Source organism: Frankia sp. AgB32 (genome assembly GCF_023243045.1).
Taxonomy (GTDB): domain Bacteria; phylum Actinomycetota; class Actinomycetes; order Frankiales; family Frankiaceae; genus Frankia.
The window spans coordinates 87,630-102,319 of record NZ_JALKFX010000001.1 but is presented as its reverse complement, the minus strand read 5'-3'; the positions used below and the strand labels follow the sequence as shown (position 1 = coordinate 102,319).

The window sequence follows — 14,690 nt, the reverse complement described above, 5'->3', positions numbered from 1 at the left end:
AACCAGAGATGATCACGCGGATGTGCCCTCACCGGCCGTCTCCGCGCCGCCCGTTCGGACCACTTCGCGCGGCGCCGGCCGGGCCGGGGCGGGGGGCGACGGCTGGAACTCGTGCAGCCCGAGCCGGCTATGCAGCAGACGTAGCGGGCGGGGAGCCCACCAGTTCGCCCCACCCGCGACCCGCATGAACGCCGGCACCAACACCCCCCGGATGAGGGTCGCGTCGAGCACGATGGCCAGTGCCGTGCCGACTCCGAACATCTGCATGAACCGAACGGAGGACGTCGCGAACGCGACGAACGTGACGGCGAGCAGGGCGGCAGCAGTGGTGACGATCCGGCCGACCCGCGCCAGCCCGGCGGCAACTGCCTCGGTGTTCGAAGCCCCGCCGTCGTAGGCCTCCTTGATCCGGGACAGGAGGAAGACCTCGTAGTCCATCGACAGCCCAAAGGCGATGCAGAACAGCAGCACGGGCATGGAGGTGTCCAGCGGACCCGGGGTGAAGTCGAGCAGGCCGGACAGATGCCCGTCGCTGAAGATCCACACCGCGACGCCGAACACCGCGCACGTGGACAGACCGTTGAGCACGATCGCCTTCAGGGGCAGCAGAACACTCCCGGTGAACAGGAACAGCAGCACGACGGTCAGTAACGCGATCAGGCTCAGCGCGAGGGGCAGCCGATGGGCGATCGCGGCCTTGCCATCAACCAGGACAGCCGGCGCACCGCCGGTGAGGATGGTGGTGGACGCTGGCGCGGGCACCGCCCGGACGGCCCGGACCAGGGCCTGCGCCCGGCTGGACGCGTAGTCCACCGTGGGGATCACCTGGAGCATCTGCGCGCCGGATGATGCGAATCGGGCGCTGGTCGGATTGGGCGGCACGCTGCGCTCGCCATGCACGTAGCTACCCAGCGAACCGTCCACCCGGGCCACGTCGGGCAGCCGGGAGAGGCTGGCGGTATAGGTGGCCAGCGCGGACCGGTCGATCGACGAGGCACCGTCCCGGGCCTGCACCACCAGGTTGAGGGCGCCGCCGAGGTCGACGGGGAACTGGTCACGCAACGCGTCGCCGACGATCCGGCTCGGTGCCGAGCCTGGCCGCAGGACCCGCTCGTCGGGAGTACCGAAGTTGACATGCAGGAAAGGCACTCCGAGCAGCAGCAACACGGCGATCACCGGCAGTCCGGCGAGCACGGGCCGCCGCATCACCGCCGTGGCGAGCGAGCGCCAGAACGGTGACTCGGCAGCCTCCCGGGCCGCTGCCCGCGACGCTCCCACGGCTGGCCCGGACGGGGGGCTGGCCCACCGCCTGCGGACCATCCCGACGATGCCCCCGACGCGCAGCGCGTTCACCCGCTCGCCGAGAAGCATGAGCAGTGCCGGCAACACGACGAGCGCGGCCAGGACCGCCACCACGGTCACCGAGATGCCCGCGTACGCCATGGACTTCAGGAAGTAAGGCGGGAACAGCAACATCACCGCGGCAGTCACGATCACGGTCGCGGCGCTGAACAGGATCGTCCGGCCGGCGGAACGCACCGTGACCGCCACCGCGTCGGTGTGGTCGCGTCCGGCAGCCAGTTCCTCCCGGAACCGGCTCACCATCAGCAGCGAGTAATCGATGCCGAGCCCGAGCCCGAACGCGGTCGCGAGATTGACCGCGAAGATCGACACATCGGCGATATTCGCGATAACGGACAGCGCCGCCAGGCCACCCACCATGGCGAGCAGTCCGACACCCAGCGGCAGCAGGGCCGCGACCACGCCGGCGAACGCGAGGACCAGGAGCACGAGGGTGACGGGGATCGCGAACAGCTCGGCCTTCGCCAGGTCGCTGGAGACCTGGCTGCCGATGTCCGCGCCGGCCGTGGCCGCACCACCCGGTTGGACGGTGACGTCGGACGGCGAGTAGGCACCGGACTCGTAGCGATCGACTACGTCCGCAGCCTGGTCATCGTCCGCGACGCTGGCGATGACCAGGGCCGAACGACCGTCCCGGGAGCGCAGTAGCGACCCCGCGCCGGTCCAGTAGGACACGACGTCGCGGGCGCCTGGCTGAGCCGCGAGGTCGGCGGCCACCGAGCGGCCGGCGGCCACGATGGGTGCGTCATCGACGTCGCCCTGTCGGGCGGTGACGAGCAGCAGCACGTTCGGGCGGCCGTGAAAGTGGGCGTCCAGCAGATCGGCCGCCCGCGAGGATTCCGATGCCGGATCGTCGAAGCCCCCGGTCTGGAGCTTGCCGAACGCGGTCCCGGCCAAGACTCCGCCGCCGAGCAGGACAATGACAGTGAGGGCGAGTATCAGGCGGGGACGGCGCGTGACCAGCGTAACCAGGGGTGCGAACACGGCATCCTCCGCAGGTCGAACGAGTGACATTAGGACAATGTTCTCGTTCCACCCGAAGAGCTAGTGAAGCCGACTGGCCGCAGGAGCTCGGCGGTGGCGCCCCGTGCGTAGGCGATCGGTGGAGGAGGCGGGACGCCCTGGCGCGTCGGGCGTCCCGGGCGGGACAGCCGTCCCGGCCACGACGTGCGCCGGTGGAGCGGGTGACCGGCCGGTGGACCGCCCGGTCCGACCACCCATCCCATGATGACCAGATCAGGCCGAGGTGCGCATCCGCCGGCCAAGGGCGTCCAGGGCCAGCCGACGGGCGCTCTTTATCTCCGGCAGCCGGGCCTGGTAGGCCGGAGCGGTGGCAAGCGGCTGGTAGAAACCGTGTCGCGGCACGAAGTCCGAGTCGTCGTAGCCCGCGGGTCGGTGGAGTGCGTACGTCCGGCCGGGAAACAACAGGTCGTAGTTGTCGGCGATCTGCCAGATGGCGACATGGGGATCCACCCGGCGACGCTGGAAGTACGCTTCCAGAACATCGATTGTGAAACTGATCTCATGGAACTGTTTCACGAGGGCATGGTAGTGCTGGCCAACCTGGTACTTGATCGGCAACTCGATCTGGAGGCTGTCGGAGTAGTCCAGCAGGTCGAGCGCGAGAACTTTCAGCGACGTCTCCACCCCATACCCGCGGGAGAAGGCCAGGGAGGCGAAGACATCGGCGTCTATCACGAATTCCCCGATCAGCGGTTGGATCGTCCGCGTGATTGAGGGCACATATCGGGCTAGCTGCTTCGACAACAACGATCGCAGCATCTCGGTGGTTCGCCCGCCCGGGCGACCATCGCCGGTCACCCGGCGAGAACTGCCATTGACGAGTAGTGGCGCGTTGCCGGCGGTTGTCGCCGCCGCGAGCACCCCGACCGTGTACGGATCGTAGCTTTCCAGATCGGCATCGTGAAAGATGAGGCGGTTGCCGAAGGCAAGGTAGGCGAGACTGCGCATCGCACCGGCCTTGCCACCCGCCGCGGTCGACTCCCGCCCAGCATGTCGCTGCAGGACGGACTGCCCGCGGACGACCCAGCTCGCGCCGGCTTCCGTCGCGATGCGCACCAGATCGTGCTCGTCGCCGTCCGAGGACGGGTCGACAACAACGCCGATCTCGTCCAGTACGCCGCGTTCCTGCATCCACCGCTGGCGGTTCTGAGCAATGATCTCCCCGACGGTCCGGGCTGCCTCCGGGCCACGGGCCGGGATCAGCAGGCTCAGCGTGATGCCTTTGGCAAGCTTGTCCGCCTCGATCGCGTCGAGGTCGAGGCTGGTGGGTTCGAGCGTTCGCACGGACGCCCCTCTCTCGTGACCTTTCTTGGGTACGGACAGCCCCCGTACCGGTGACGACGTCCTGAGACCTGCCGCGGATGTGCCGGTGGGTGTCACGCGGACCGGTCGACGATTCCCTCCCACCCCGCTGATCGCATGATTACCTACCTCTGTCCGCAACGCACCACCTGTGCGGTCGTTTCCGGCACAACCTTGTGCTGCGGTTCGCCGGCGCCCTCCACGAGGATCCCGGGCACTACCGATCCGGCATGTTCCAGATGCCGGAGCGTCAAAGTATCGGTGTTCCGGCCGAATCCGTCACTCCCCCCGTTTGTCGGCTCGTATCCACCGCCACCTCAGGCAGGTCGCGATCACGCCACGGCGCGCGCATCGGTACGCGCCCCGCACGTGAGCACATTCGGTACCCAGATGGACACCCGGAGCCGTAACTCCGAGCACGATCGGGAAAGAACTACCCGCGCCTTGGCTCGACGATGCCAGGCCGGCATCGCCCGACCGGGCTGTCTACCGGCAGAAGTGGGCCACCTGGCACGTGGGCCACCCGGGCGGCGGGGGCCATGTCTGGCCAGAACCCGCGGTCGCGCAGTGGGAAGCGGGGCCGCCGGGACCCACTCGGGGCGCGGCGGAACGGTTCCTCACCAGAAGTTCAGCCCCCGTCGAGCTGGGGGCCCCTACGAGGCGGCCCGATCGGGGGACGGCGAGTCGGCATCTCGCGCCCACGGCGGCCACCATGCGGGCCCGCGAAGCGCCAGCGGCGAGCGTGCAGCCACTCTCACCTCCCGCGCGGGGGGGTTCCCGCCGGACGACCGTCGCGGGTCACCCAGCGAGCCGTCCAGCGGTCACCGCCGACCGCACAGGAGATCATCGGGGACGTCGCCTCGGGCAGTCCTCAGGGATGTGCGACGAAGTTGAAGTGCCGCCCGGTGTCGAAGGTGTCCCGAAACTTCGGCAGGGTGTACGGACCGTTGCCATCCAGATCGAAGATCCGCATCCCGAGATCGCCGTCGACGAGCGTGTACATCTCGTCCGCCGTCGTGCCGAAGTCGCGGGCGCCAGCGCCGAACTCGAACACCAGGTGGGGACGGCTCGCGGAGATCAGCTTGCGGGCCCCCCGGAACACCCTGTACTCGGCGCCCTCTACATCCACCTTGATCAGGCTTGGCTCGTAGTCAGCGGGCAGCGACTCGTCGAGCACCTGGACTTCGACCTCGATGTGCTCGACGTCCTCCGTGTCCGGAACACGGTCCTGCAGTCCGCTGTAGGCAGGCCGACTGCGGACGTAGGCGAACGGCAGGACGCCGGGTTCGTCGGCCAGCGCGGCCTGGCGCACCTCGACCGAGGGGAAGTCCGTCCGCAGTGCGGCGGCCATGTGCGGCAGGGGTTCGTACGCAATGTGCCGCCCCCTCGGTGCATGCTGCAGAATTGTCCGGAGCACATCGCCACGGTGCGCGCCCACATCGATGCAGTTCGATGTCTCCTGCAGCACGAACGACACCAGGAGCGCCAGGTGGCGGTCGTCATTGCGATTACGTCGAGCCGTCGGGACGATGTTGTCCCGCACCAGCTTCAGAGCCGGCCCGAGACCGACGTCAACCGCCTTCCGGCGCAGATGTGCGACCTGCTTCTCCAACCGTAGATCCATCCGCCGCACCCTTCCGTTGCCCAATCGGTGATCTGTCGGAGTGGCTAAACCCCGTAATCCACCACGACAGTTGGCCCCAACTATTAGGCTCAACCGATCAGTGGTCAATAGCCACCCGTCCGGGCACCGCCGAGCAAGGGGGCCACGACCCGGAATTCTTCCGTTACGTGAGATTCCCGCGTGTCCAACCATGACCTTACGGAAGGGTCACAGAAGTCGGCGATCAGATCGCTGACGATGCGTCACCAAATACCTCACCCGCAGCAACCCAGCGCAGCGAAAGCGCACGTCGGGACGGCTGGCCAGCCTCGTCCCAGGTATGCTGCCGCCCGGATTTCCGACGATGTACGCCCGTCGCCTCAGGCTTCGCCGCCCACGCCGGTGACCTCAACTGCGGGATGGCGAGCGGGAGCCGAGGCGGCGACAATCCGGACCCCGCCGGGATCCACAGGATTCACACTGCCGGCATGCAAACGAAACCTACGGTTCTGGTGCCCGCGCACCCCTGCCAGGGCGACCGGCACTCCCCGCGCCGGTCCGGTCACGACGCGGAAGCAGTTGCTCGGGCCGGCGGAAGCCAGGACGGATCCGCCGGCCAGGAGATGACTTCCGGCGGGGGTGGCACCGGCTGCGTCAGCTGGCCGCTACCAGCACGGGGTCGTCCTCGACGACCTCGACAAACGCCTCGACCGGCGGGCAGGTGCAGACCAGGTTGCGGTCACCGTAGGCCCCGTCGATGCGCCGGACCGGCGGCCAGTACTTCGCCGCCCGCAGCCCGGCGACAGGATAGGCGGCAACCGAGCGGGAATACGGGTGCGGCCACTCGTCTGCAGTCACCATCTGAGCGGTGTGCGGCGCGTTACGCAGCGGGTTGTCCGTTCGCGGCCAGACTCCCGCGCCCACCTGATCGGCCTCGCGGCGAATCGCAATCATCGCTTCGCAGAAACGGTCGATCTCGGCCAGGTCCTCGCTTTCGGTGGGCTCCACCATCAGCGTTCCCGCGACCGGAAAAGACATGGTCGGCGCGTGAAAACCGTAGTCGATGAGACGCTTTGCCACGTCATCGACAGTAACCCCGGTCTCCTTCGTCAGCGGCCGCAGGTCGAGAATGCACTCGTGCGCGACCAGACCATCCCGGCCCGCGTACAGGACCGGATAGTGCGGACGAAGCCGGTGGGCGATGTAGTTCGCGTTCAGCACGGCGACCGACGTGGCTCTGCGAAGGCCCTCCGCGCCCATCATCCGAATGTAGGCCCAGGGAATCATGAGAATGCCTGCCGAACCCCAGGGTGAGCCCGAGATGGGCCCCACGCCGGTCTCCGGCCCGGCCGCCGCCTGCAACGGGTGGTTGGGCAGGTAGGGCAGCAGCTTCGGACCGACGGCGACCGGCCCGACCCCCGGGCCGCCACCGCCGTGCGGGATGCAGAACGTCTTGTGCAGGTTCAGGTGGCTGACGTCCGCACCGAACTGGCCCGGCCGGGCGAGTCCCACCAGCGCGTTCAGGTTCGCGCCATCGACGTAGACCAGGCCGCCGGCCTCGTGCACGATCGCGCAGGCCTGCCCGATGCCCTCCTCGTAGACCCCGTGCGTCGACGGGTAGGTCACCATCAACGCCGCGAGTACCTCCGCGTTCGCGCGCGCCGCGCGGGCGAGATCGTCGAGGTCGACGTTTCCGTCGTCGTCACAGGCGACCACGACGACCCGCATTCCTGCCATCGCCGCACTGGCCGCGTTGGTGCCGTGAGCCGACGAGGGTATGAGGCAGACGTCACGCACCGGCGCCCCGGGCGCCGCCTTGTCCCGGTGATAAGCGCGGATTGCCAGCAGCCCCGCGAACTCGCCCTGGCTGCCGGCATTCGGCTGCACGGAAACCCCGGCGTACCCGGTGATCCGCGCCAGCCACTCCTCCAGGTCACGAATCATCTCGACATAGCCGGCGGTCTGGTCCAGCGGCGCGAACGGATGGATGTCCGCGAACTCCGGCCAGGTGACCGCGGCCATCTCGGCCGTCGCGTTCAGCTTCATGGTGCACGAACCGAGCGGGATCATGCCGCGGTCGAGGGCGAGGTCGACGTCGGCCAGCCGCCGCAGATAACGCAGCATCGAGGTCTCGGACCGGTACCGGTGGAACACCGGATGGTCCAGATAACCGCTCGTGCGCACGAGATCAGCGGGCAGCGCGACGGGAACCGCCGCGGGCACCGGGCCGTCCACGTCAACCGTCGCCGCGGCCGCCGCGACCGGCACGCCGAACGCCGCCCACACGGCCCGCAGATCCGCCTCGGCGGTCGTCTCTCCACAGGAGACCCCGACATGATCACCATCGACGAGGCGCAGGTTCACGCCATGATCGAGGGCTCGCGCCACCACCTCGGCGGCGGCGCCGGGAACCGTCGCGACCACCGTGTCGAAGAACGACTCTGATTCGAGGACGACACCGCCGGCTCGCAGCCCCGCGGCCAGCCGCACGGCAAGGCCGTGGATGCGCCGGGCGATCCCGGCGAGGCCCTGTGGACCGTGGTAAACGGCGTACATCGACGCGAGAACCGCCGGCAGCACCTGTGCCGTGCAGATGTTGCTGGTCGCCTTCTCCCGGCGGATGTGCTGCTCCCGGGTCTGCAGGGTGAGCCGGTAGGCGGGGGCGCCGTCAGCGTCGACGGACACCCCGACCAGCCGGCCCGGCAGGGAACGCTCCAGGCCCTGGCGGACCGCGAGGTAGCCGGCGTGCGGGCCGCCGAAGGACAGCGGAAGACCGAAGCGCTGGGTGGTGCCCACCGCGATGTCCGCGCCGAGCTCGCCGGGCGAGCGCAGCAGCGTCAGCGCCAGCGGGTCGGCGGCGACGGCGACGGTGACTCCCCGCTCCTTCGCCGCGGCGATCGCGGCGCTCGGGTCACGCACCGCCCCGCTCGGCCCCGGGTACGACAGCAGCACCCCGAACGCCGACTCCCAGACGGCCGCGGGCACCGTGGCCGGGTCGGCCAGGTCGACGACCTCGACGCTCGCGCCCATCGCCTCAGCCCTCGTCGCCACCACGGCGATCGTCTGCGGCAGGGTGTCGGCGTCGACGAGGAACGTGCGGCGGCCGCGCCTGGCCGAGCGCAGCGCGATCTGCATCGCCTCGGCCGCCGCGGTCGGCTCGTCCAGCAGGGACGCGCCCGCGACGTCCAGGCCCGTCAGGTCGGTCACCATCGTCTGGAAGTTCAGCAGCGCCTCCAGCCGGCCCTGCGAGATCTCCGGCTGGTAGGGCGTGTAGGCCGTGTACCAGGCGGGATTCTCCAGGACGTTGCGCTGGATGACGCCCGGCATCACCGCGGGATGGAAGCCCAGACCGATCATCGACGGCACCGGCCGGTTGTTGCGACCGAGCGCCCGCAGCGACGCGAGCACGGCCGACTCGTCCAGCGGTGCCGGGAGGTCGAGGGTGCGGTCCTGGATGCTGACCGGAACCGCAACATCGGTCAACGCGCTGAGCGAGTAGTAGCCGAGCGCGGACAGCATGGCGCGCTGGGCGCCGTCGTCCGGGCCGATGTGGCGGTCGGCGAACTGGGGGTAGGACGCCGCTGGCACCGCCGGACAAGGCGCACCGCCCGGACGGAGGATGTCCGACGGGATCGTGTCCACGCAGGGTTGGGCGCCGGGGGCGGCCGGGAGGTTGTCAGGCACGGTGAGCTGCTCCGGAGGTCGGGCGACGACGGATCGAACCGACGCCGCAGCGGGCCTCCCCCTCTGTCATTGGCCTGAGAGATTCACTGAACCACCGTCTACGGCCTGTGACCCGGAGGGTCGTGGCCGGTGGCCGCAGCTTTCACCGTCGGCGGAACATCGAAATGTCCACTTTTCAGAGTTGCCTGACCCGGCGGTTGGGGGCCTGAGAGTTTCTGGGGAGAGCTTGCTCCTTCGGCGTCCCGGCGCGATGCGCCCCGGGACTCTCCCGCGCGGGTGTGAGCGGCAGCGGTATGCAGTTCTCAGTGGCACACTAGTCGCGAAGCCAATCCAGGGCCACCAGAGCACGACTCCTTAACACATCCGCAACACGGACCAGAGTCTTCCTATCCCCGCCGGGCCCCTCCGAACGGACTACCCGCCGTTCAGACGAACACCGTCTCCGCGGGGCGCAGCAGCCTCGCGAGGATCTCCGGCGTGAGGACCGCCGTGTCGGCGGGATGATCGGAAAGCGGGGCGATCTGCGACCGGTAGCACTCCACGGCCTGGTGCTTGGCCTGCTGTGTCGCCGCGGGCAACGGCACGACCCGAGCACTGGACCAGGGCACGCGCGGGTCGTTCGGGACGGCCCAGTGCCAGGTCCACACGGGGTATTCGATCAGCCGGCAGCCCGCCCGGCCAGCCGCCAACGCGGCAGCACGCCCCGTTGCCTCATGGTCCGGATGCCGGTCGTTGCGGTAGGTCGTCAGCACCCAGCAGTCGGGCGTCAACAGCGGTTCGACCTGGTCGGCCAGTGCCTCCTCGTGGCCGGCGACCCGACCGTCGCCGAGCCCGGCGCGATGCACCGCGACGTCGCCGAGCCCGAGCACCACCAACGCCGCGTGCTGCTCGGCGATGCGCCGGCGGGCCAGCTCCGCGGCGGACAGGGTCGGTGATCCGGGGTGGGAGGCATCGCCGTCCGTCACCGCGACCACGGAGATCGTCGCCCCTAGCGAGCGCAGGAGGACGAGCAGGCCCCCGACGCCGAGAACCTCGTCGTCCGGGTGGGGCGCCACCACGACCACGCGCTGCGGGGGACTACGCAGATCGAGTTCGGCCCAGCCCGGTCGCCAGTCCTGCCAGACCGATTCGGGGGTGCCGGCTGTGCTGAAGGGACGGTCCGCCGACGCTGCCTCTCCCTCGCCCTCGCCACCCGGCCCGTCCGGGCCAGGCCCACGCTGGCCCACTTCGGCGGGACGCTGCTGCATGACTCATGCATACGGCAACTGGCAGCGGGCTGCACGGCCATCGGGACGGCGCCCGCTGTCAACGTGGGAGTTTCTCGCTCTTGGCTGCTTCCCGGTCGCTCATTGCTCCGCCGCGCTCCCGCTGGAAGATCGCCTCGGCGACCCGGTCCTTCGACATCTGGCTAGCCACCTGTCTGGCCATCTCGTGGTCGGAGGTGCCCGCTCCGGCGGGCCTGGTGTGCCCCTTCATCGCCTGCGCCATGGTTGGTTCCCCTCCCTCGACAGCTGGCCTGGTCGGATGGCGTGTCGCACCGCACAGACCGTCCGGTTGGGGGATACCCGCCGCGGCCTGCGGAAACCCGCCATCGATGGATCTCGACGGCCACGGTATGCGGCGCGATCAGGTGTGCCAGCCGGCGATGACGCGGAACCGCGCGCCGCACGGCACGTTCCAGCGCGCCAAGCTGCCGCCACGCCTCGTCGGCAGCGCGCCGGCCACCGGCCGCGCCCCACCGGGCCGGACCGTCCCCGAACAGCGCGAGCGTGGCGAGATCAGCGAGGCCTCGAAGCGCGGTTCCGCCCGCTTCGTCCACGAGGCCCACCGCGGCGACGACCTCGGTCGGGCTCGCCGCGGGTGACACCGGATGTCCGGCGTCCTCGACCAGGTCGATCGCATGGCGCCAGGCGGCGACGATCCGGGATCTGCCGTCGCCGCCGTGGCGTGATCGCCGTCGCCGCAGGCGCGGCGTGGCCCAGGCGAGGAGGAGGTAGCCGGCGAACGTCACACCGGTCCCTGCCGCCGCCGATCGGGCCGCGCGAGCCCAGTCGGATGACTGCGGCCGCAGCCCGTGTGACGGCACGACCGTGTCCCTCGGCCGGGTGGTACCGGCCCGATCGGACGGCGCGGCCGCGCTGAGGACCGCGTTGACCAGAGACGTCTGCGCGGAGGACTCGCCCTGCGTTGATCCCGCGACGGTCGCGCCGCGCGCATCGCCCGCTCGGGGGGTGGGGAAGAACGGGAGCCAACCGACACCGGCAAAGTCGATCTCTGCCCAGGCGAGGGCGTCAGCGCCGCGGACCGTGCGCGGCCCACCACCGGTGCCACCCGCGGTGAAGCCGACGACGAGCCGCGCCGGCAGTCCGAGGAGCCTGGCCGCCAGGACAAAGGCAGTGGCGAACTGCTCGGAGGTGCCGCGCCGGGTCTGTTCGAGAAAGTGGCTGATGTGGGCGAGGCTGTGGCCGGCGGGAACGGTCGGATCGAAGACGAAGGTGGCCATCAGGTACTGCCGTAGCAGCGCGGCCTGCTGGTAGGGGGACGTGCCGCCGTCGGTCGCGACGACGGCCAGCCCGCGCAGTACCGGCGGAAGATCGGTCGGCAACGCGAGGTACCGGGCGCTGTCCGCTGTCCGGGAGACCGTGAGGGCGAGCAGCTGCCCGGCGGTCCGGTCGACGGGCGGGGCCGAAACCAGGCGCAATCTGTCATCGGGTCGCAGTGGGCTGGTCCGGAGCAGCGTTCCGTCGCTCGGTGCGACCGCGAAGTCGCCGCGGCCGTCGGCTGCTGGCGACAGCGAGAACTGGCTCAGCCGAGCCAGGGCCGGCACCAGGCTGCCGGCGAGACCCTCGATGGTCAGATCCTGGGTCACCGGGGTCGACCGGTCGTTGCCTGCTCCGCTCGGGCCAGGTGCGGGTGGACTGCTGGCCGGGGGCAGGCTGACCGCCTGCCCCGCCGGCAGGTAACGAGCGGTGGTCGTCCAGTCCGCGCCGTCGTACGAATCCAGGACGGCCAGTCGCAGCGCCACTGGTCCGGACGGGGCAGGCGTCAGCTGAGCGCGAAGGAGAACCTGGTCGGGATGGGCGGTCCAGCCGGCGAGCCGACTCAGGGGGCTCAGCTCCGGCAGGGAGGTCGCGGCTGTGGTGCGCAGCGTCCGCGGATCCGCGGGCGGCCGGTGTCCGGACACGCGCAGCGGACCGCCAGCCAGGCCCACCCCGACCGCCACGACGACGGCCACCGCACAGGCCGACCTGGTCGCGGACGTCAGCGAGGCCGTGGTGGACGAAGCTGACACCCGGCCTTCCCGGCGCAGGCGGAGCAGGGTGGCCGCGAGCGCCGCGAAGGCGCCGGCGAGTGGCAGGTCGGCCGAGGCGCCGGGGGCCGCGTAGGCCGCGCCGACCGTGAGGAGAACCGCGGCAGGCAACGCGGGCAGCAGCCGGGTTCTGGTGCGCACCACGAGTTCGGCGCCGAGCGCGGCAGCGAACCAGGTCAGCACGGCTGGTACAAGCAGCAGGTCAGCCTCGGCGGGGGCGGGAAGCGCGGTGTCGAGCAGGCGTGACCAGCCGGTGAGGGCCCCGGAACGGACCAGGTCCAGCCGACCCTGCACATCGCCCGCCGACGATGCGAGAGTCGCCGCCGCCCAGACCACGAAGCCGCCGCCCCAGGCCGCCATGGTGACGGCAAGCGGCAGGGGTCGACGGCGCCCGCCGAGTGCCCCGACCAGGATCACCGGGACGAACGCCGCCACCGGAACGATCACCTGAAGATCATGGCCGGCGAAGACGTGACGAAACCCGAAGCCGCCCACGAGCGCGAGTCCCGCGACCAGCACCAGTCCGCCCAGGCGACCTCCTCGGGGCGACCCGGCGCCGTCGCCCGACTCCGCGCCCTCGGGCACGAGGCCAGCTTTGACCGCGGTAGATGGCCCGGCCGGGGGGTGCATGTCGCGCCCCACCGGACCGGGCCGTCTCCCGGTGTCGGCGCTCACCGACGGCCGTCCCACGCCACGGCCCAGCCCGACCGGCCCGCCGCAGGCCACCGAGCTGCCAGCGCCGCCGCTTCCGGCACATCGATGACGGTCGTTCGACCGGCGGTCCGCAGGCCGAGCTCGTCGGGATGGTACCCACCGGGGAGCCGGGACCTTGCCCAACCGGGCAGCCCCGTGGCGCGCACGGGTGGCACATGGCGTAGCCGCGCCCGATCGGAGGAGTCCCGCCGGTCCACGGCGCGGGCGGTCGCCACTGACCTCGGCCCGACGCGTACCAGCACCACCCGGCCGTACGCGTGACCGACGGGTGCCAGCGCCGCCAGCGCCTGCCGGTCAAAGCCACCGGTCACCAGGACGAGGGTGCCGAACCCGCCCCGACGCAGGGTGCCGACGACGTCGAGGGTGGCGCGCTCATCGAGACGGACGGCGGCGAGTTCGTCCAGCAGCACGTCGGCGTCCTGCCGGCGACGCCGGCCAGCGACCCGAAGCCCCGCGGTGGTGACGAGACGGACGCCGAACGCCTCCCGCGCACAGGTCATCACCATGGCAGCCGTGGCTTCGACCGCCTCCTCGAACGCCGCGGCTCCCGGCCGTCCCGGGGGATAGGCGCCCGGCCGTACGTCGAGCACGACGGTGGCGGCCGGTTCGGTGGGATCGACGTGGGTGCGGACCATGAGCTCGCCCGTGCGGGCACTCGACGGCCAGTGCACGAGACGAAGGTCCTCGCCCGCCGCGTACTGGCGCAGGGTGTGAATCTCCAGTCCCCCGACCGTGCCACGCCCGGTCTGACCATCCGGCTCTCGGGACGGGGCCGAGGCCAGCGGGGCGAGGTGTCGCACGCGGGGGCGGACGTACAACGTCGCATCGGTCGCCAGTGCCTGTCGACGGACGACGAGCCCGAACGGGTCAGATCTGATCACCTCGGCAGGCCCCAGGCGCAGCACCCCCCGGTCGTGCGTTGGCAGTGCAAGCACGAACGACCTACTCCCACGACACCGCAGATGGGGAATGCGCAGCACCACCTCCTGCCGAGCGGCTCCAGCCAGCTCAGCCCGATCCGCGGCGGAACCACTCGCGACGACGGAAGCAGCCGGCGGGTCGACGAGGTCAGGGTCCGGGCCGGCGGCGAGCCGGAGTAGGAACGCCGGCGACGACCAGCGGGAAAGATTCGTCAGGGCGATGACGAGCTCGGCCGGCTCACCCCGGGCAACCTGTCCCGGCGACGTTCGTAGCACCGCCGACACCCGCGGGCGGCGGGCGCAGAAGGCGACCGCGAGGCCGACCGACGCGATCCCCGTGCCGCCGAGCACGTCCAGCTCTGCGTACCGCAGGATGCGGGCGCCGGCCAGCAGGACAGTGACCGCCGCGAGCATCCCCCAGCCGAGCGGGGTCAGCCGCGCCCGGGAGCGAGCAGGGGTGACACCGGCCGGCTCCGGGGGTCCTCCCGAGGCGCGTTCGGGCCGTGCGGCCACCCGGGCGGGCGGGCCGGTGCGAGGCCTGGGCACCCGCCGGCGCCGCCAGGTCGACCTCGGCGATTCCGCGGAGACCGACCAGATCGGTTCCACGTCTGGGCGATGCCTCTCACCCAGGCCGCGCGCGGCCTGTCCGCTGCGCCGGGCCGGTGGCACCGGCGGCTCGCGACGCCACGCCCCGTGGCCAGGGGCCGCGGGGGCCGCCAGCGGAGTGGTCACCGCCTCGCTCTCGCCGACCGGCAACAGCCCGACGTCATGG

At 70.9% G+C, this 14,690-nt stretch carries 7 protein-coding genes and 2 riboswitches; all 7 genes read right to left on the bottom strand.

The genetic code is table 11. From position 1 onward, the window contains the following. Positions 1-12 precede the first annotated feature (12 nt). The 7 genes from MXD60_RS00400 to MXD60_RS00370 all read right to left on the bottom strand — a co-directional run bounded on the left by MXD60_RS00400 (position 13) and on the right by MXD60_RS00370 (position 14,464). The gene (locus MXD60_RS00400) at positions 13-2,346 is read right to left on the bottom strand and encodes an MMPL family transporter (RefSeq protein WP_248816647.1); all 2,334 of its coding nucleotides are present in this window, start codon (positions 2,344-2,346) and stop codon (positions 13-15) included. Positions 2,347-2,598: 252 nt separating this feature from the next. Next, a complete protein-coding gene (locus MXD60_RS00395) occupies positions 2,599-3,669 on the bottom strand; it encodes a glycosyltransferase family protein (protein ID WP_248816646.1) in 1,071 nt (356 codons plus the stop codon). An 889-nt stretch (positions 3,670-4,558) separates the two neighbouring features. Then, a complete protein-coding gene (locus MXD60_RS00390; protein WP_248816645.1) occupies positions 4,559-5,311 on the bottom strand; it encodes an FkbM family methyltransferase in 753 nt (250 codons plus the stop codon). Between the two features lie 633 nt (positions 5,312-5,944). After that, positions 5,945-8,911 carry an aminomethyl-transferring glycine dehydrogenase gene (gene gcvP / locus MXD60_RS00385; RefSeq protein ID WP_248816761.1) on the bottom strand — a complete coding sequence of 989 codons (2,967 nt, stop codon included), beginning with the start codon at positions 8,909-8,911 and terminating at the stop codon, positions 5,945-5,947. A 119-nt stretch (positions 8,912-9,030) separates the two neighbouring features. Next, a riboswitch (glycine riboswitch) is annotated at positions 9,031-9,158 on the bottom strand. Beyond that, positions 9,159-9,255, bottom strand: a riboswitch (glycine riboswitch). It lies immediately after the preceding riboswitch. Positions 9,256-9,399: 144 nt separating this feature from the next. Then, positions 9,400-10,221: a PIG-L deacetylase family protein gene (locus MXD60_RS00380; RefSeq protein WP_248816644.1), complete on the bottom strand. Its 822-nt coding sequence runs from the start codon at positions 10,219-10,221 to the stop codon at positions 9,400-9,402. A gap of 161 nt (positions 10,222-10,382) precedes the next feature. Continuing rightward, positions 10,383-12,869 (bottom strand): DUF4129 domain-containing transglutaminase family protein, encoded by a 2,487-nt coding sequence (locus tag MXD60_RS00375; protein ID WP_248816642.1) that lies wholly within the window; start codon positions 12,867-12,869, stop codon positions 10,383-10,385. 86 nt (positions 12,870-12,955) lie between these two features. Next, positions 12,956-14,464: a DUF58 domain-containing protein gene (locus MXD60_RS00370; RefSeq protein WP_248816640.1), complete on the bottom strand. Its 1,509-nt coding sequence runs from the start codon at positions 14,462-14,464 to the stop codon at positions 12,956-12,958. Positions 14,465-14,690 lie beyond the last annotated feature (226 nt).

Excerpts from the sequence above, each read along its gene's own strand:
- MXD60_RS00390 (WP_248816645.1), bottom strand. The coding sequence starts at position 5,311 with ATGGATCTACGGTTGGAGAAGCAGGTCGCACATCTGCGCCGGAAGGCG.
- MXD60_RS00380 (WP_248816644.1), bottom strand. The coding sequence starts at position 10,221 with ATGCAGCAGCGTCCCGCCGAAGTGGGCCAGCGTGGGCCTGGCCCGGAC.